This is a genomic window from Acaryochloris sp. 'Moss Beach' (genome assembly GCF_021497025.1).
Taxonomy (GTDB): domain Bacteria; phylum Cyanobacteriota; class Cyanobacteriia; order Thermosynechococcales; family Thermosynechococcaceae; genus Acaryochloris; species Acaryochloris marina_A.
On the sequence record NZ_CP071717.1, the window covers coordinates 5,183,853 to 5,202,703 of the forward strand.

15 protein-coding genes and 1 pseudogene are annotated in these 18,851 nt (G+C 47.8%); 13 read left to right on the forward strand and 3 right to left on the reverse strand.

All coding sequences use genetic code 11. The features are described 5' to 3' along the window. Nucleotides 1-23 precede the first annotated feature (23 nt). Nucleotides 24-6,296, forward strand: a complete 6,273-nt coding sequence (locus tag HRE53_RS24455; RefSeq protein WP_235108297.1) for a CHAT domain-containing protein — start codon at nt 24-26, stop codon at nt 6,294-6,296. Nucleotides 6,297-6,485: 189 nt separating this feature from the next. Here the strand turns inward: HRE53_RS24455 and pyrC are convergent, their stop codons facing one another. Next, on the reverse strand, nt 6,486-7,523 hold the full coding sequence (gene pyrC, locus HRE53_RS24460; RefSeq protein WP_235108298.1) for a dihydroorotase: 1,038 nt from the start codon (nt 7,521-7,523) through the stop codon (nt 6,486-6,488). A gap of 227 nt (nt 7,524-7,750) precedes the next feature. Between pyrC and HRE53_RS24465 the strand changes: the two genes are divergently transcribed. From HRE53_RS24465 to HRE53_RS24500, 8 genes and pseudogenes are all read left to right on the forward strand, one after another. After that, nucleotides 7,751-8,386, forward strand: a complete 636-nt coding sequence (locus HRE53_RS24465; protein WP_235108299.1) for a toxin-activating lysine-acyltransferase — start codon at nt 7,751-7,753, stop codon at nt 8,384-8,386. Nucleotides 8,387-8,685: 299 nt separating this feature from the next. After that, nucleotides 8,686-9,213: a toxin-activating lysine-acyltransferase gene (locus HRE53_RS24470; RefSeq protein ID WP_235108300.1), complete on the forward strand. Its 528-nt coding sequence runs from the start codon at nt 8,686-8,688 to the stop codon at nt 9,211-9,213. A 338-nt stretch (nt 9,214-9,551) separates the two neighbouring features. Next, nucleotides 9,552-10,229 carry a calcium-binding protein gene (locus tag HRE53_RS24475; RefSeq protein ID WP_235108301.1) on the forward strand — a complete coding sequence of 226 codons (678 nt, stop codon included), beginning with the start codon at nt 9,552-9,554 and terminating at the stop codon, nt 10,227-10,229. Between the two features lie 166 nt (nt 10,230-10,395). Continuing rightward, a pseudogene (locus HRE53_RS24480) lies at nt 10,396-10,641 on the forward strand (calcium-binding protein); the annotation flags it as partial. A gap of 51 nt (nt 10,642-10,692) precedes the next feature. Continuing rightward, nucleotides 10,693-13,542, forward strand: a complete 2,850-nt coding sequence (locus HRE53_RS24485; protein WP_235108302.1) for a calcium-binding protein — start codon at nt 10,693-10,695, stop codon at nt 13,540-13,542. 157 nt (nt 13,543-13,699) lie between these two features. Beyond that, the gene (locus HRE53_RS24490) at nt 13,700-13,846 is read left to right on the forward strand and encodes a hypothetical protein (protein WP_235108303.1); all 147 of its coding nucleotides are present in this window, start codon (nt 13,700-13,702) and stop codon (nt 13,844-13,846) included. A gap of 299 nt (nt 13,847-14,145) precedes the next feature. Next, entirely contained in the window at nt 14,146-14,739 is a 594-nt protein-coding gene (locus tag HRE53_RS24495; protein ID WP_235108304.1) for a hypothetical protein, read from the forward strand. After that, the gene (locus tag HRE53_RS24500) at nt 14,727-14,942 is read left to right on the forward strand and encodes a hypothetical protein (protein WP_235108305.1); all 216 of its coding nucleotides are present in this window, start codon (nt 14,727-14,729) and stop codon (nt 14,940-14,942) included. The genes HRE53_RS24495 and HRE53_RS24500 overlap by 13 nt, the downstream gene beginning before the upstream one ends. Before the next feature lie 53 nt (nt 14,943-14,995). Here HRE53_RS24500 and HRE53_RS24505 read toward each other — a convergent pair whose 3' ends face one another. Both HRE53_RS24505 and HRE53_RS24510 read right to left on the reverse strand, forming a co-directional pair. Continuing rightward, on the reverse strand, nt 14,996-15,712 hold the full coding sequence (locus HRE53_RS24505) for a DNA alkylation repair protein (RefSeq protein WP_235108306.1): 717 nt from the start codon (nt 15,710-15,712) through the stop codon (nt 14,996-14,998). Then, complete coding sequence (locus HRE53_RS24510; RefSeq protein WP_235108307.1) at nt 15,702-15,992, reverse strand: DUF4090 family protein; 291 nt, start codon at nt 15,990-15,992, stop codon at nt 15,702-15,704. Before HRE53_RS24510 ends, HRE53_RS24505 begins: the two co-directional genes overlap by 11 nt. 273 nt (nt 15,993-16,265) lie before the next feature. Here HRE53_RS24510 and HRE53_RS24515 point away from each other — a divergent pair, with 273 nt between their 5' ends. The 4 genes from HRE53_RS24515 (at nt 16,266) to HRE53_RS24530 (ending at nt 18,832) form a co-directional block, all read left to right on the forward strand. Further along, a complete protein-coding gene (locus HRE53_RS24515) occupies nt 16,266-16,802 on the forward strand; it encodes a hypothetical protein (protein WP_235108308.1) in 537 nt (178 codons plus the stop codon). Between the two features lie 10 nt (nt 16,803-16,812). After that, complete coding sequence (locus HRE53_RS24520; RefSeq protein WP_235108309.1) at nt 16,813-17,445, forward strand: hypothetical protein; 633 nt, start codon at nt 16,813-16,815, stop codon at nt 17,443-17,445. Nucleotides 17,446-17,549: 104 nt separating this feature from the next. Further along, on the forward strand, nt 17,550-17,837 hold the full coding sequence (locus tag HRE53_RS24525) for a hypothetical protein (protein ID WP_235108310.1): 288 nt from the start codon (nt 17,550-17,552) through the stop codon (nt 17,835-17,837). A 233-nt stretch (nt 17,838-18,070) separates the two neighbouring features. Beyond that, nucleotides 18,071-18,832, forward strand: a complete 762-nt coding sequence (locus HRE53_RS24530; RefSeq protein ID WP_235108311.1) for a molecular chaperone — start codon at nt 18,071-18,073, stop codon at nt 18,830-18,832. The last annotated feature ends 19 nt before the right edge of the window (nt 18,833-18,851 follow it).

The following is an 18,851-nucleotide window of genomic DNA, read 5'->3' on the forward strand; positions in this document are numbered from 1 at the left end:
ACACTTTCATAAGCCAAAAAATTATGAATAGGATTGGGTGCGATCGCATCCTGATACAACATTGGTTGAGGCCAGCAGTTGCTCCCCTGATGGGTGTGGTTTTGAGTCCACTGATGTTCTCAAAAATGGTGCTGGCTCAACTGATTGTCCCCGACAATACTTTGGGGGCGGAGCAGTCCGTGGTTGCGCCTGGGGCAACGGCAGACGACCTTTTTATTGAAGGTGGGGCTCAGCGCAATACGGCGTTGTTTCATAGTTTTGAGCGATTTGGAATTAGTCCCAATCAAACGGTTTTCTTTAGCAACCCAGCTGCCGTCGAGAATATCTTTGCGCGGGTGACTGGAGGGACGGCTTCCAATATTAATGGTTTGTTGGGGGTGAATGGTCCCGCCAATCTGTTTTTCGTTAATCCTAGCGGTATTCTGTTTGGTCCCAATGCCCAGTTAGATATGGCGGGGGCATTTGTAGCCACCACAGCAGATCGATTTTTGCTCCCGAATGGCAATTCCTTTAATGCGGTGAATCCAAATGCTCCTCCGTTGCTGACGGTTTCGGTGCCCTTGGGGGTTCAGTTTGGTGCCAACCCTCAACCCATTTCGGTTACTGGTGCCACGTTAGAAACGGCTGTTGGAGAACCCTTGGCCTTGTTGGGGGGAGCCGTAAATCTCGATGGTGCTGAAATTTTGGCTCCCGGAGGACGGGTGAGTCTAAGTGGTCTTTCCCAACCCGGTACCCTTCTGTTTAATCTAGAGGCTGCAACCCCTGAAACTTTTCTGACCGTTCCGATCGAGGGACGGTCTACTGTGACCCTCAATAATTCAACCATCGATACGGTGGAAGAGGAGGGAGGAGATATTATCTTTCAGGCTGAGAATATCTTCCTCAATCAAACGAATTTATTCGTGGGGCTGAATGAGGATGTTGACAACGTTGATGCCCAAGGCGGAGCCGTTCTTCTCAATGGAACTGGAGATATTCAACTGATTGAAAGTTCTGTTTGGAGTTTGGTAGAAGATCTGGGGCAAGGTGAAACCATCCGAATTAGCGCTCAGAATCTGACTCTGCAGGACAATTCTCAGATTTTTACGAGTACGTTGGGAGATAGCTCTAGTGGCGATATTCGCATTGATCTAACCAATCGTCTCCGCCTAGAAAGAGGGGCTGAAATCTTAAGTCGATCCTCTACGGATAGATTTATGAGTGATGCTGGATCCATCTTGATTAATGCGCCTGATATTAGCCTCAGTTTTAGCTCTGGCATTAGTTCTGAGAGTGCTGGATCTGGAGGAGACATTAGCATCACAACAAATTCTCTCTTGGTTCGCGAGGAAAGTGATATTCGCACGAGAAAATTTGGACCGAATACCTCGGAGGGAGATATTCGGATTCAGGCCAACACTATTTTGGTGGATGATCGAGGAGGACCTACTCTAGATCGCCCCCCTATTGGCATTACGACCAGTGTGATATTCTTCCCTGAAGATTTAGGGCTACCACCTGAAACCCTAGGTGGGACAGGAGGAAACATTGAAATTGATACTCAGAATCTCACCCTAATTGGTGGACTGATTGCTCCCGCTGTCTTTGGAAATGCCCAAGGGGGAGATTTGACGATTCGAGCGGGAGATACAGTCCAGTTAATAGGCGATCCATCCGCAGCTCGAAGGAACTTTGCTGGGGTGGCTGAGTTGTCCACTGCCATTCGGGCTTCGACAACGGAGGGGTTTAGTGGCGATATTCGCATCAATGCTCGCCACTTGATTCTGAGAGATGGCTCCATTATTGATGCTGGGGCTGAGGGATTAGGGAATAGTGGCGATATTTTTATCAATACGACGGAGTCCGTGACGCTACAAGGTACTTTGAATGGACAGCCCAGCCGAATTCTGACCCAATTGCAGAACCCTGGCATGTTTGAAGGTGGCAATATCGATCTGGTGACTGGACGGCTAACCATACAAGATGGTGGACAGATCTCGACCTCGACTACGATTAATTCGATTGGGAATGGTGGGGATATCTCAGTTGTTGCTAACCAGGGCATTCTGATCACAGGATCATCACCTCGGGTGACATTGCCTGCTGCAGATGCAGATTCTCCTTTTGTTCTGGATTCGACGAAGACGCTATTCCCGAGCGGGATCTTTGCCACTGCAACCGGTGATGGCAATGCCGGTGGGATAGATGTTTTTTCTCCCAATATTACATTGAGGAATGGAGCTCAATTGTCCGTGAGCAGTACGAATGATGGCTCTGCAGGGAGTTTATTTGTTCGATCCAACACGTTTGTCTTGGATGATGCAGCTCTGTTAGCCGAGGCTGTGGAAGGGAATCAAGCGGATATTGGGTTGATCGTAAGGGACTCATTACAACTGCTCAATGGGAGTCGGATTTCAACGGTGGCTGGGGGGAATGCTGATGGCGGCAATATTGAAGTGATGACAGGGCAGCTGACGATACGAGATGGAGGACAGATCTCGGCCTCAACCACTGCTGATTCAGTGGGAAATGGAGGGATTGTACGGGTTAATGCCAATCAAGGTATTTCTATCATTGGCTCCACGCCATCTCCCAGTGGGATTTTTACTAGCTCTTTGGGGGAAGGGGATGCGGGTGATGTGGAGATTGTGACCCCCACTTTAGAGATGAGTAATGGTGCTCAAGTTTCTGTGAGTAGTTCGGCGGGCGCTGCGGGATTTTTATCCATTGACGCTAACAAGGTTGTCTTGGATAATTCTGCACTCCTGGCTGAGGCGGTTGATGGAAATCTGGCTGATATACAGCTATCCGTTCAGGACTCATTGCAACTGCTCAACGGGAGTCGGATTTCAACGGTGGCTGGGGGGAATGCTGATGGCGGCAATATTGAATTAGTGACGGGGCAGCTGACGATAAGAGATGGGAGCCAGATTTTGGCATCGACTACTGCTGATTCAGTAGGAAATGGAGGGATTGTACGGGTTAATGCCAATCAAGGTATTTCTATCACTGGCTCTACGCCATCTCCCAGTGGGATTTTTGCTAGCTCTTTGGGGGAAGGAGATGCGGGTGATGTGGAGATTGTTACCCCCTCTTTAAGGGTCAGTAATGGTGCTCAAGTTTCTGTGAGCAGTGCGATGGGGGCTGCGGGACGTTTATTTATTGAGGCCAATACTGTTGTTTTGGATAATGCTGGATTCTTGGCTGAGGCAGTGGAAGGGAATCTTGCCAATATCGAGCTGTCGGTTCGAGATTCATTGCAGCTTCTGAATAGAAGTCGGATCTCAACCGTTGCGCGGGATGAGGCCGATGGTGGCAATATCTTTATTGGTGGGACTGATACCCAGTTACTGCGATTTTTGACCCTGCAAGGGGGTTCAATTATTTCTGCAGAGAATTCTGGTGGATTTGGTAACGGCGGTAGTGTTGATATCGCGGCTCAGTTTATTATTGCTTTCCCCAGTGAACTCAATCAAATAATTGCCAATGCGTTTGAGGGGGACGGGGGCGATATTGATATCTTTACAAATGCGATTTTTGGGCCACAGTTTCTCAATATCTCAGCATCATCGCAATTAGGTTTTAATGGCGAGATTAATATCGAAACTATTGCCACGGATCCGACGACTGCCCTCACCCAGCTCCCCGAGAATGTGTTGGATAAAAGTACGCAAATTGCCGATGCTTGTGCTGTTCCGAGCACGGGGCAATCGCAATTTGTGGTGACGGGCCGGGGCGGTTTACCTCTGATGCCATCGAGTCGCCCTGCTGGGAGTTATTTGTTAACGGATTTAGGTACTCAAGCGCCTGCAGATGGTACGACTGTTTTGCAAGAAGCGAAGCGGTTAGTGGTTACGGTTAGGGGAGACTATTATCTGCAGGGAGAGTCGTCACTCCCCAAGCTACTAGAAGAGGCTCGCCAGGCTTATCTGGAAGCAAACTATGCCGACGCGGTTGTCCATTGGACTCAAGCTGCTAACCAGTTCTCCAAGCATCCTGGTATTTATGCTGCAGTTCAGAGCCATTTAGCCTTGGCTTACCATCATCTGGGCGATTGGGACAAAGCGAGGGAGGCAATGGCTGCGAGCCAAAAAGCTCTGACCCCGGACATGATTGCTGAACAACCCGCCCTCCATGCCCAGGTGCTTAGTGCGAGGGCGAGTTTATTCCTGGCTCGAGGGGATACTCGTAGCGCTCTGGAGGATTGGCAGACAGCGGCGAAGGCCTATCAACGGGCGGGGGATGATGCGGGAAACCTGCAGGTGCAGTTGAATCAGATTCAGGTTCTCCAAGATTTGGGGTATCTACGACAAGCTCAACAACAGCTTGTGCCATTGATGCAGATTCTAGAGCAACAGCCGCCGTCACCTGTTAAGGCGATGACTCAGTTGAATCTGGGGAAGGTATCGCGGGCTGAAGGAAATATGTTGCGATCGCAACGCCAAATCGAAGCCGCTCTAAGTACAGCTCAATCTCTTAACCAGCCAGCGCTGACCAGTACGATTCTTCTGAATTTAGGTCATACCTTTCGAGGCCAGGGAAATACCCAAAAGGCGTTGGATTACTATCAGCAGGCCCATGCGATTGCACCGACATCCCTGATTCAATTTCAGATACAAGTGAGCCGATTTGATCTGTTAGTTGCTCAAAAAGATCCTGCAGCATCGCAGCTTTTTCAAGCACTGCAAGATCAAATGCGATCGCTTCCCAGCAGCAGAGAGGGGATTTATACACAACTCCACCTGATCGAAACGGTTTTGACATGGGGACAGAGGGAAGAATCTTCGACTGTATTGCACCTATTAAATCAAGTGGAAGGGCAAGCTCAAGAGCTGGATGATCCAAATGCTCAATCCTATATCTTGGGGTATCAGGGGCGAATTTATGGTGAGGCTAAACAATGGTCCCAAGCTGTGTCGCTGACTGAGAAGGCATTGCAGCAAGTACAAAGGCAGCAATCTCCAGAAGTTCTCTATCAGCTAGCTTGGCAATTGGGCCGTTATCGTCGTCAACTCGGCAATCGCCAAGGGGCAATTTCGGCCTATCTCGATGCTGTTGCAGCCCTAGACTCTTTACGAGGAGATCTCAGAACAGCCAGTGATGATGTTCGCTTCACCTTCAGAGATGGGGTAGAACCCATTTATCGAGAGTTGGTAGGGCTGTTGTTAGAAGGAGATATGACTCAGGCAGATGCTTCGAGCAACCTAAATCGTGCCCGAAACCTCATCGAAGATTTGCAGCTCAATGAAATTCAAGACTACTTTCAGGATGCTTGTGTGCAAGCCCAACCGAAAGCAGTGGATCAAGTGGATCCAAGGGCAGCGGTGATTTATCCCATTGTCTTAAAGGATCGGGTGGATATAATTGTCAGCATTGGTAAGCAACCCTTGCGCCACTACAGCACACCGATTGAGCCTGGGCAGGTGGAAGATACCGTGAAACAACTATTGCGATCCCTAACGACTCCCTTGGGGTCTGCCCAAAAGAGCAACCTGACTAAACTTCAACAAATTTACGACTGGGTGGTGGGTCCAGTTGCTGCCGATTTAGCCCAGCAGGATGTAGAAACGTTGGTTTTTGTCGCTGATGGAGCCTTGCGTACCTTACCCTTGACTACGCTTTATGATGGCGAACAATACTTAATTGAAAAATATAATGTCGCCCTTTCCCCAGGCTTAGATTTACTAGCACCGCTTCCCCAAGACAGAGAGAAGGTGAAAGTGTTAGTGGGTGGGGTGAGTGAGGCCCGATCTGGGTTCCCAGCCTTGCCCTATGTGGCCAAAGAAGTGGAGCAGATTACCTCGCAGATTCAAGATCATGCTGTTCTGTTTAACCAAGATTTGACCCAACAAAATTTGAATGACTATCTAACAGAAGTGTCTTCTGAAGTGGTGCATTTGGCGACTCATGCTGAGTTTGGCGCTAGCCCAGAAGATACATTTATTCTCACCTGGGAAGGTCGGCTCTCGATCCAGGCGATGGCATCTTTACTCCGAACTCGTATTCGAACTTCTGAGGTTCCCATTGATTTACTGGTGTTGAGCGCTTGTGAAACGGCTGTGGGGAATAGTCGCGCTGTTCTGGGAATTGCGGGGATGGCGATTCGGTCCGGCGTGCGCAGTACATTGGCCGGATTATGGTCGTTGGATGATCAGGCGGCAGCAGCCTTTATGGGCCATTTTTATAAAGTCTTGGCTCAACCTAATATGACGAAGGCAGCAGCGTTCCGGCAGGCGCAGTTGGCTTTGATGAAGGACCCAAAATTTAGAGCGCCCTATTTTTGGAGTCCCTTTGTGTTGGTTGGCAACTGGTTATGATCCTTGAATGCTGATGTTTAGAATGTCTATATTGGACAAGTGTACGGTGAATAGAAGGCTGATGTATGTTAAAGCAGCGGTAAGATGAATGCTGCGGTTATTTTGTCTGCCTCTTCAATTACAGAACCTTTAATTCAAACAATTGACCTTTTTAGGAAAAAGCATTGCACTGGATTTTGTCCGCTATGCCTAGGGGGCCATCATCTGCCATGAAATCTCCTCCCCTGCTCTGAGGGGAACTAGTCCAGCTTCAGGAAATGGTACTGTATCGGGAATACGCCAAGTCTTTTTTTCTAAGGTGATTTTCTCGATATTGCGTGGGAGTTGGTAGAAATCTGGACCATAGAAGCTGGCAAAAGCCTCCAGTTTGTCGAGGGCATCAACACTCTCAAATGCTTCTGCGTATAGTTCCATTGCGTGGAGAGCCGAGTAGCAACCTGCACAGCCACAAGACCTTTCTTTAGTATGTTGTGCATGGGGCGCGCTGTCGGTGCCCAGGAAAAACTTGGGATTGCCAGAGGTTGCTGCTTTTAAAAGAGCTAAGCGATGCTTCTCTCGTTTCAAAATGGGTAAGCAATAGTAGTGGGGACGAATACCACCTTTAAATAAAGCATTGCGACTGAATAGAAGATGTTGGGGCGTGATGGTTGCAGCAATGTTGCGGTTGGCACTGAGGACAAACTCCACAGCTTCTGAGGTGGTGATATGCTCAAGCACCACGCGTAGTTTGGGGAATCGTGAGACGAGGGGAATCAGGTGTTGTTCGATAAACACTTTTTCGCGATCAAAAACATCCACTTCAGTATTGGTCACTTCCCCGTGCAGTAATAGAGGAATATTTTCCTGCTCCATAGTTGCGAAGATGCGATCGCACTTCCGTATATCAGTCACACCACAGTCAGAATTGGTGGTTGCCCCTGCAGGATAATACTTCACCGCTTTGACAAACTTCGATGCTTTTGCCGCAATGATTTCTTCTGGACTCGTATTATCGGTTAGATATAGAGTCATCAGAGGCTCGAATGCTTGACCCGCCGGTATTGCCGCTAAAATTCGGTCTCGATAAGCTGCAGCATCAGCCACCGTGCGGATTGGGGGCTTTAGGTTCGGCATGACAATGGCACGAGCGAACTGCCGTGCCGAATGGGGGAGAACTGCTTTTAGGGCATCTCCATCCCGTAAATGGAGATGCCAGTCGTCGGGCCGGGTGAGGGTGATTTTTTGCATCTATCAATCATAGGATTTTGACGTTAGCTTGAGCTACTCCTTATGTAAATCAGCCGCGAAATTTGTTCAAAGAGCAACTAAACACCTGAACTTACCTGAATAAATCGGGATTTTACCTGCCGATTGATTTGGCGATAGTAGGGACATCAACGAAGCGATGACCCATAAGCACAGCTTCAAAGAACTAACCCCTTCTACCCAATTAGTACAGGTAATAAATCATGACTATGACTACCTCCGCAACCACCGAATTCGCTCTAGAACACATTCAAGAAGCGCCTGAAACTGAACTTGTGATTCCTGTTGAGAACGCAGCTCTCCCTGACCCCACTGAAGCGACACCTGAACCCTCAGAAAAAGCTGTTCTCACTCCAGAACCAACAGAGAATCAAGATCCTACCCCTGAACAAAGGGAAGATACTCAAGCTCAAACCTCACCAGAGGTGATGCGACAGAGACTGCAGCTCTTAGGGGGGATTACCTGGCTGATGTTGCAATCTCCCCAACACTGGCACTGCACGATCGAGGAATTAGAAGCGAGAATTTTACCCAGCCTCACCCTCAACCAATTCCGTTATTACGAATCAGGCGGTCAACCCATCGGATTTGTCAGTTGGGCCTACTTGTCCTCAGAAGCCGAAGAGAAATATCAAACAGGAGAATACAAGCTGCTACCGCAAGAGTGGCGGAGTGGTGAACAGCTCTGGTGTACCGATTTTATTTCGCCCTTTGACCAAGACCAAAGTATGTTCGAAGATTTGCGTCAGAGTATCTTTCCCCAGGGTACAACCGCCAAAATGATTCGCACCCAAGAAGACGGTTCTCGCTCAATTGTTGAATACCAGGTAGGAGCAGAAGATTGATCCTTAACCATTAAGACTAAATCCTAATGGCAGCAACGGGTTCCACCAAAATCTCTCCAACTTCTCCCTTTTGAAAACAAAGATTACCTCACTCCTGCGGAATGGTTTGACTTGCACTCAAAATCCATTCGCAGGACTTTCTGCTGTTTGAGGGATGGAAAAACCCCTGAACTTACCTGAATAAATCGGGATTTTATCTACCTAGCGATTTGGCGATAGTAAATGTATTGACCCATAGACAACTTCGCCAGTCCAGTCTCCCGTTTAGTCTTTCTCTTCCACCACTAGAGGTAATAATCATGATGACTCAAGATATGTCCACAACAGTAGATATCACTTCAGATCCGAATGATGCTCCTGAAACACCCCAATCACCGATAACCAGTGCAGCTGATCTACCCCAAGCTACCCCAGAGGCAGTACAACAACGACTGCAACTGCTGGGATCTATCACCTGGCTGATGATGCAATCTCCCCTTCATAAGTCCTACACCCTTAGAGAACTAGAATCCCGCATTTTACCCAGCTTGATGCATGATCAATTTCGCTATTACCAAATGGATGGCCAACCCGTAGGATTTCTCAATTGGGCTTGGCTGTCTGCAGATATTGAAGCTCAGTACCAAACGGGAGAGTATCAGCTGCTATTTCCGGAGTGGAAAGGTGGTGACCGGCTTTGGTACCCCGAATTTATTGCTCCCTTTGGTCATGCCCGCCATATCGTCAAAGATATCCGCAAAAATATCTTCACCAAGGGCACCCCCGCTAAAGCTCTTCGGGTAGATGCTGAGGGCAATCTGCGCTCCATTGCTAAATACACCCTCTGAGTTTATGAGGTTCACATTATTCAAAGTATGTCTCTCAGTCAGGGGCCTTTGCATTGCAGAGGCCTTTCTTTATGGCGTTGCTCAAGGTTGGGATGAATTATATTTTTCGATTGCCTGAAATGAATGGATACCAACGCTTTTCGCTGATCTCGAAGTTCATGGTTGTCCTGACATTGAGCGCCGTCTTTTTTACTGCAATTCTACCTTCTCCATCCTTTGAATCTAGGTCCTGAACTTTTACCTGAATTTAGCTGAATAAAACGGGATTTTTTCTACCTGGCGATTTGGCGATAGTGCAGATAGTCAATCGGTTAGAAAAAAACATAAGGAGAAAACCCATGGGACGCGTTGTAAAAGCAGTAGTAAAAGAAGTTAAGAAGATTGCTCCTTCCCCCACCAAGCATGGTGGTTGGGGCAATGACACCCTCATTGGATATATGCCCGTCAACTATCTCTATGGTCATGGTGGCAACGACACATTAAAAGCCTATGGCTGGAAGAACACCGTTGATGGTGGCAGTGGCAATGACCATGTCGAAGCATGGGGGGGGAAGAACACACTCCGAGGCGGTTCCGGCCATGACCGTATTTATGGCTACGGTGGTTCAAACTATGCTCGCGGTGGAAGCGGTAATGATCAAATTCGCGTTTATGGCTGGAGCAACACAGTTTATGGTGATTCAGGAAATGACTATGTCCGTGCTACAGGTGCCAAAAACAAGATTTATGGCGGCTGGGGCAATGACAAGATTGAGACAACGGCCTGGGGTAACAAAGTTTACGCTGAATGGGGCAATGACCATGTAATCGCCAAAGGAGGCTGGAACCACATTGATGGTGGTTCTGGACGAGATTGGCTTCAAGTCTATGGCATCAAAAACTATATTAATGGTGGTTCTGGGGCTGATTGGTTAAGGGCTTATGGCGCTGAAAATACAATCTACGGCGGTTCTGGTGATGACAGCATCAAGACATTTGCTGTAAAAAAACACCGTCTACGGTGGCTGGGGCAATGACAAAATTGAGACAACAGCCTGGGGTAACAAAGTTTACGCTGAATGGGGCAATGACCATGTAATCGCCAAAGGAGGCTGGAACCACATTGATGGCGGTTCTGGACGAGATTGGCTCCAAGTCTATGGTATCAAAAACCATATTAACGGTGGTTCTGGAGCGGATTGGATTGAAGCCTACGGTGCTCAGAATACAATCTATGGTGGTTCTGGAGATGACAGTATTAAGACATTTGCTGCATCAAATACAGTCTATGCAGGGGATGGGAATGACACGATTACAACTGCTGCAGTTTCCAACACTATCCACGCGGGTTCTGGCAATGACAAAGTAGTTGCCCTCGGTGGTCAGAACACCGTTCACGGCAACGGAGGCCACAACACTCTAATTGCAGCGGGCGGATACAACCGTCTGACCGCAGGCTGGGGTAACGACACTCTGATTGCCGTCGGTGGTTACAACAATATGAATGCAGGCCACGGCCACAACACCTCAGTGGGCGTCGGTGGCTTCAACACCATGAACGCTGGCCATGGCAACGACTTCATGTTTGGATTTGGTGGTGCTAACAAAATCAATGCAGGCCACGGTCGCAACACGGTCATCGGCTTAGGCGGAGCCAATGTCATTAACTCTGGCTCCGGCAACGATACTATCATCGGCGTCGGTGGGGCCAACGTTGTCGATGCAGGCGATGGCAACAACGTCGTCGTGGGATTCGGCGCACTCAACAAGCTTAAGACGGGCAACGGTAATGACATCATGGTCGGGGTCGCGGCCGGAAACTGGCTGACTTCCGCCGGCGGCAACGACATCATGATTGGTCTGGGTGCAGCTAACTACTTAAACGGCGGAGCTGGCAATGACATCCTCGTCAGTGCAGCAGTTGCTAACGTTCAAGTCGGTGGCGAAGGCCAAGATGTGATGGTTGCCTTAGGCGCAGCGAATGCCATGGCAGGCGACACTATCGACAAGGATACCCTCAAGAACATGGCTAAAGATTTAGACCTAGGGTCTCTGAAGCTCTCCGATGCCAGCCTACCGAAATTAGACTTCTCCGGTTTTAGTCTTCCAAACTTCAAAGAATTTGAGGTGGACTTTAGTGAACTGGGTGACGTTATCCCCGCCTTCAAAGGGCCTAGCTTTCTCCTAGATCAACTCCCCAATCCTGGCAGTCTGAAATTCAGCTTAAACGGACCTGAAATCAAATTACCCGAACTACCGGATGTCCGTGACTTGTCCCTCGATACATCTGATCTCGGTTTGAACTTCCCTGGCATTGACTTTAAGGTCACTGGCTTCAAGAATGTGCAACTGCCTTCGATTCAGATGCCCTCCATCAACCTTCCTGGATCCTTAATTCCTAGCCTGAGACTGCCTACCTCCAGCATTGGTTTGCCTCCGCTCACCATCCCAAGCTTGAATCTTCCCAAGCTTGACATTCCTAAAATTAACCTGCCTTCGATTCCAGTCCCCCAGGTCACTCTACCCACCCTGGACATTCCAGCTTTGGGCTTACCTTCCTTACCGGACCTTCCTTCTATTCCTTCGGTTAACCTTCCAGATCCCTTACAACTGCTCAAAGACAAAGCCAATAGCGTCGCTCAATCTATTAAGCTTCCCAACCTGACCCTGCCAAGCTTCGACCTCTTTAGCCACGGTGCCAACAGCGACATTATGGTTGCAGCGGGCAAAGCCAACTTCCTTCTGGGTGGTCAAGGCAGTGACGTTCAAGTGTCTCTGGGTAAAGCCAATGCTCTATGGGGTGGCAACGGTGCCGATGTCCAAGTGGCCCTGGGGGCAGTGAACCTACTGTCCGGTGGCGAAGGCGATGATATCCAAGTGGCTGGCGGTAAAGTCAACATCGTAGATGGTGGTCGGGGCAACGATATCCAAGCCTCCATCGGTAAATTCAACCTCTTAAAAGGTGGCCTCGGTAATGACCTGATGTTGGCGGGTGGTTCCTTCAACAAGATGATGGGCCAAGATGGCAACGATATCATGATTGGCGGCGGTAAGCTCAACACCATGATGGGCGGAGCTGGTAATGACATCATGGCCGGCGGCGGCAAGTTCAATAACATGATGGCCGGAACGGGGGATGACCTAGTGGTTGGCGGCGGCAAGATTAACTCCTTGTCCGGTGGCAAAGGCAACGACATCATGGTTGGCGGCGGTAAATTCAACACCATGCTCGGTGGCGAAGGCAACGACATCCTTCTCGGCGGTGGTAAGACCAACACCATGAAAGGGGGGGCAGGTGCTGACATCATTATCGGTGGCGGCAAAATGAATCGTCTCTTTGGTGGTGAAGGCAACGACCTTATCCTCGGCGCTGGTAAGACCAACATCTTCAAAGGCGGCAAGGGAGACGATATCATCCTCGGTGCAGGTAAGAAGAACGTCCTCAAGGGAGGAGCTGGAGATGACATTATCCTTGGCGGCGGTCAGACCAATAGCTTCAGGGGTGGCAAAGGTAACGACATCCTGATTGGCGGCGGTAAGAAGAACACCCTAAAAGGAGATGATGGCGACGATATCCTCATCGGTGGTGGTAAGGAAAACAAGCTTATCGGCGGCAAAGGCAACGACTTTATCCTGGCCATTGGTCAAAAGAATACCTTTGACGGCGGCAAAGGCGATGATATTATTCTCGGCCTCGGTCAGGAAAACACAATCAAGTCCGGTTCCGGTAACGATATTGTCCTGGTCAAGGGAGCCAAGAACAGCTTCATGAGTTTGGGTGGTTTGAACCGCATCTACGGTGCTGGTAAGAACAACGCTATCCAGGGTGGACAAGATAAGGACACCATCCATGCCGGCGGTGAGTCCAACACTTACGATGCTGGTGCAGGCGATGACACCCTGATTTCCATCGGTAACAACATCACCTTGACCGGTGGGGCTGGCAACGACACTTACCAAATTGGGGGTAAAGATGACTTTGGCGCTTCTCTAGGGGCAAATCCTGGTGGCATCCGCACCACCACGATCGATAACCAGGGTGATGCTAACACCACCGATAAGCTGCTGTTAGGGGCCAAGGTTGATTACCGCAACATTGACTTCTCCAGAAGCGGCAATGATGTTCAACTCAATGTCTTAGATACGAATGAGATGGTGATTCTCAAGGATTGGTATGCCACTCCCCTCAGTCAGCAAGTTGATACTATCCAAGTTAGCAAGGGGGCTTCTCTGCAGAGCTCTCAAGTCAATGACATGGTGCAAGCTTGGGATGCTTATGAGACTGCAGGGTCTACTCTGGCCGCTAAGACTCAGCTAGATTCAACCCTGAAGCAAGCCTGGGCTGTCTAGAACGAGTGACTGACTAGTCAAACTGAGTGAGAGGGGGGAAACCTCCTCTCTTTTTTGCACGCATAATGAAGGCTCTAAGTCCTTTGAGTAAAGGTCAGTCAGAAATCATATGAATAAATGGTCTCGGGTGAACTGAGCGATCGCAGTTGGGTATCAAATGAATCTTGATCAGGAAATTTCAATTATTGATGATGTTGCTCAAGAGATGAATCGGGTGCAACCCTGGCAGGAACTCATCTTTGAGCCCCCTACCATTTTGGAAGTAGATGAATTTAGTGAAAATCATCTAACGATTCGTTTGTGAATTAAAACTAAGCCGCTGCAGCAGTGGAACGTTGGTCGAGAATATCGTCGTTGCCTCAAGAATGCCTTTGATCGAGCAGGTATTTCTATGCCTCTCTCCCACCGAACGATTTAGCTGGAAAGTTCGCGTGAGTTACGCCATCTGAATGGAAGTAAATAAACCTTTGGCATCCATTCAATAGAGTGGTGTGTATACGTCTAACCGAATTTTTATCCCGGTCAAGCGTATATGCAGGTACAGCCAAATTTGACAGGATTACCGATAATAGTGGGGATGAATCACCCCCTTTATAAACTCCCATGAAATCTATTGCTGAACGCTATAACGGCCTCGCTGGGGCTTATGTCAAACTCTCTGATAAATTTCATCAACTTGACGTGGCTCATATGAACCTGAAGGAAAAGCTGTTACCCGCCGTCAAAGCCATCAAGAGTTATCGGTCTTTAGTCAATCAGCTTCAGCAGGATAAATCCGAACTTGAACGTACTATTCAGACCCTTACTGAGCGACAGCAGCGTTTGGAGGAAAATCAGCTAACCTTACAAGCGAAAGAGGTTGAACTGTCGATGACCGTCAATACTCTGACGAAGGAGAATACTGATTTACAAGCTGTCTTAAAGGAATTTCAGACTAAGTTCGATGCTGTAGTCGATTTTGAATCACTGCTAGAGTCTGAACCTCAAGCTATTTTGGCAGAGGCCGAACAGCAAATGGAACTGGTTGAAGAAACACTGCAAGAGATAGCGCTCAACAGTGATCCTGACTTGAGCCAAGAAGAACAACAACTGGTAGAGGCTTATCAAAAGGAAAGCGAGAGTTTGTTGGTCTCTATGGAACTCTCTCAGGAAAAGAACTCTCAAGACGTCGCTGACGTTTTGCCTTGCGTTGCATAAGGGTAAAGTTCCTGGACGCTTTTCATCTGTCTTTTAACTCCCCTGCCTGTAGCAATGCGGGGGAGTTTTTGGATGTGCGATCGCAAGTGCAATACCGGGATGCGATCGCAACTTCTCCTTTAGCCTCTATCTACAAACTCCGCATCAGACAATTGTGTCCTGGCAAACCTAGCTCAAGAAAAATTTATTTCTGTTCAAAATGAGAGCAATGCCCTGCATGAGCAACGATCACAGGAATTGGGGGTTCGGCAAAGGACTAAATTAACCCTTTCAAATACCTTTGTCGTTCAGGATTGGGAAATTTCTCAATGGCATACCGCAACATCGTGCGGGGCATCTCTTGGTAATGCACTTTGAGAAAGCCTTTCTCTATTTCTAAATCCCGTTTGCCAATTTCCCGAAGCATCCAGCCGACGGCTTTGTGGATTAGATCTTCCTGATCGTGCAACAGTAACTTGGCAATCGCTAGAGCGTCCTCAAAATCATGATTGCGAATCCACTGAAAGGTTGCGATCATGGCGATTCGCCGTTCCCATAGACTTTGAGACTGGGCCAATGGATATATCGGTTGACGATCTTTCCCTTCAAGAAAGACTCCCACGATTTGATAGGCAGAACTGTCTACCAAATCCCAGTTGTTGATGTACTGGGTATGGCGGAGATAGAGACCGTAAAGATGGGCTTGGTTTTCTTCAGGGGCTTTCTGAAATTGCTTGACCCAAACTAGAAGGGCAAACAGACGTTCTTCATGAAATGGTGATTTGAGAAGAGCAATGACCTCTTTGTTGGGGAGGTATTGGTAGTGAGTAACCTGCTGTCTGAGTACAGGGACTCGAATCCCTAAGAATTGATCACCTTCACCATAGTCACCTGCCCCAGTTTTGAAAAAGCGTTGGGAATGCTCGGCAATCTCTGGATTGGCGAGGGAGACGAGTTGTTGATGGACGGTACCAGCGGTAAGGTTATTTGCCACCGTAATAAAAAGCGACTTCCTTATCCTTCAAGGGAGCGAAATCTGCATCCAACAGCATTTGATTGAGTTCAGCTTGGGCAATATGCTTGGCTCCAATGCGGACAATCCGAGATCGCATGGTATTGGATACGCCACTTCGTTGCCGATTTCCCTCTAATCCCATGACCTGATTGTAGAGATTGAGTTTGGGAGCGGGAATTTGGGAGCCATCGAGATCGAGACCTTTTGCGATCGCAGTATCAACTGCCTCTGCGCCGGTTGTATTGCGAGGGTTTGCCATATTAATAGGGGGTTGCTCAGTTCACGTTCGGATCCTACCAGTGATTGGGATGTTGCTCACCCATATTTAGGATAAGAGGTGATTCTCATCTGGTCTTTTCTATTAGCTGAAAATTAAAATAATTGATTAGAATTATAGCGATATCTCTTAAGTATTTTTTTGATTGTAGTTAAAAAAATGGTGTAAATCTACAACTCAAACTTCTATATATACGGGTTTAAATACAGTCAGTCATTAAATTAGAAAGTGAAGGAAAAGTTATTATCTTAGATTATGAAAGTTTGTGTTAAGTCTGAATCCGCTCTAGGCAATTCTATCCTCCGCACTTTGGCAGTGTTAGGTGTCTCTTTTGGTATGGCAGTCGTGATGCCATCCGAAGCATTTGCAGATACCGTAAATTTGTCTGGTACTGTCTCTTCAACACTAACGCTTTCGACAACAGCTACGGGCGGTGCTAGTACTTTGCCTTTAGATGGTGGTGCTGCTGGTAATCAACAAATTATCCAAGTCGCTGATCTCGGTATTAATACAAACAACGAGCAAGGATATACCTTAACCGTAACCTCAGGAGACCTGACAAAGTCCGGGGGAACAGCTATCTCTTATCAGACAACCACAACGGCTACTGGTGTTTCTGCAGTGACAGGGGACTTTGCGGTTGCTTCAGGTCTTGATCATACGTTCGCAACTTCTGCAGCGAATGCCTCCGGATCGGGAGATCGCGATCTCTGGGTTCAATATACTCCAGCCGCTCTGCAAGACCCCGGGTCTTATACAGGGGCTATTACAGTGACAGTGGCTGATAATTAAGCAAAATCTTATGGATTATCGGCCTATAGCTGAGCCATTGAAAAGGCATATTTCACCGATGGCCCTAGATTTAAAATCTTTGTTGCATCAGCAGAAGTCTGCAGTCAATACTCGAGGGACTCATTCAATCTTCTGGATGTCGGGGTTATGTCTAGGGCTATGGGGGATACTGACTCCCCATAATCTGGCCAGTGCAAATAGTAGTGTTGATTTAGTGGGGATTATTTCTCCCCGACTCACCATAGACTCGTCTTCAAATTCCAGCTCGATTAAAGTGGAATTGCAACCTCAGTCAGTTCAAGCTGCTGACCCATCTATTTCTCAAGGCAACCAGAGCCGGATTACGGTCAAGGTGATGGATCTGACGATTCAAATGAATGGGGAGTATCCCTTTGACGTTGTATTCGAGCCGGTTAAGAACTATCTAGAAAGTCCAACAGGAGAGAGGGTTCCGTTCCAATTAGGTATATCTACACCGGAAAATCAGAGGGCGACTTTCAGTACCCAGCAGCAGCCTCAGGTCAGAGTCCCTAGTCAAGGTCAAGCGCTCCGACTGAGTGTCTATCTCCAACTTGAAACCGTAGACCTTGAGACCGCCCAAACCTATCAGTCAGAGATTTTGCTGAGCACAATTGATCAATGAATTATTCCCAAATGCACTGTTATTAGAACTAGTTCGAAAGTGTGAAATACCCTACCTTAAGTGACCGAGCTTTCCCCCTATTAGGTTGTCTGATAGGGGGGCTCATGATGGGGCTTCAGCCAGCTTTTGCCTTGCCGACTTTAACGACTACCCCTTCAAGTAATGCCAGCAACCTGACGTTAGATGGCGAAGGCAGTACGAGTAGTCGTATTGTCAAAGTAGCAACATTAACCGCTTCAACGATAAATCTTACGGGATTCACCTTAACAATTAGCTCTAGCTCCATCGGAAAATCAGGTGGTACTCCAATTGGCTTTCAAGTTGTCACTGTAAATAGTGGAGATCCACCCCCCCCCCACTGCAGCAGAATTTACAGTTCCATCTGGGAATAATTATGAATATACGACAAGTTTAGCTGGCACAGAAAATCGGGATATTTATATTTATTATACGCCTGGAATTTTGCAGGACCCTGGTAGTTATAGCGGCTCTATTCTTGTCAATATTTCAGATAACCCTTTGATCTAAAATAATCAGCTTTATTAATACCATAAAATAATAAATCGACAACCGAGCTTGAGAGTGATCTTGGCTTAATTGAGTTGTTGAAAGGCAAGGATGATTTATGAAATCAGTATTTCAAGCCATTCTGTTGGCAGCCACCATCAGTCTCTTTAGTTTTCAGCCCAGCAATGCTTTTAAGTTAGAGCCCATTTCACGAACGTTTAAGCCAGTCGGTTCTGGTTCCACTCAGTCTTACGAAATTTTTAATCCGAGCAATGAACGGGTCGCTATTAATATTTCAATGGTTCATCGGTTGGTGAATAAAACCGGTCAGGAAAGTCATTCACCTGCAGATGATGATTTTCTGGTCTATCCTCCGCAAATATTACTTGAGCCAAATGCCATGCAGACGGTAAGAGTGACTTGGGTGGGGGAGTCTGAACCCACTCAAGAACTGGCTTATCGACTGATTGCTGAACAATTACCCATCAATCTGAATCCACCTTCAGCTCTAAAGGGAACATCCTCTACCGGAAAGATAAAAGTGCTGATGCGCTATGTCGGCTCGGTCTACATCAAGCCAGAAAAGGTAAAACCTGATGTTGTTCTTGCGGGGTTAGAAAACATGCAATCCCCAAAAGGCGATGCACAGTTGGCCTTGACCTTTCATAACCAGGGAACCGCTCACGCGTCTCTACGGAAACTGCAGCTCAGATTGATTGCTGAGCAGGGTGAGGTTTTGGAGTTGACCCCGGAGCAAATGGGTGAAATGAAGAATGCCACCATTCTGGCAGGTAAGCAACGTCAATTCCGAATTCCCTATCCCGCCAATTTGAACTTTAAGCCTGTGAAGGCCACCTTTACTTTTCAACAGCCGGACTAAGGAGGAAACAGGGCATTGA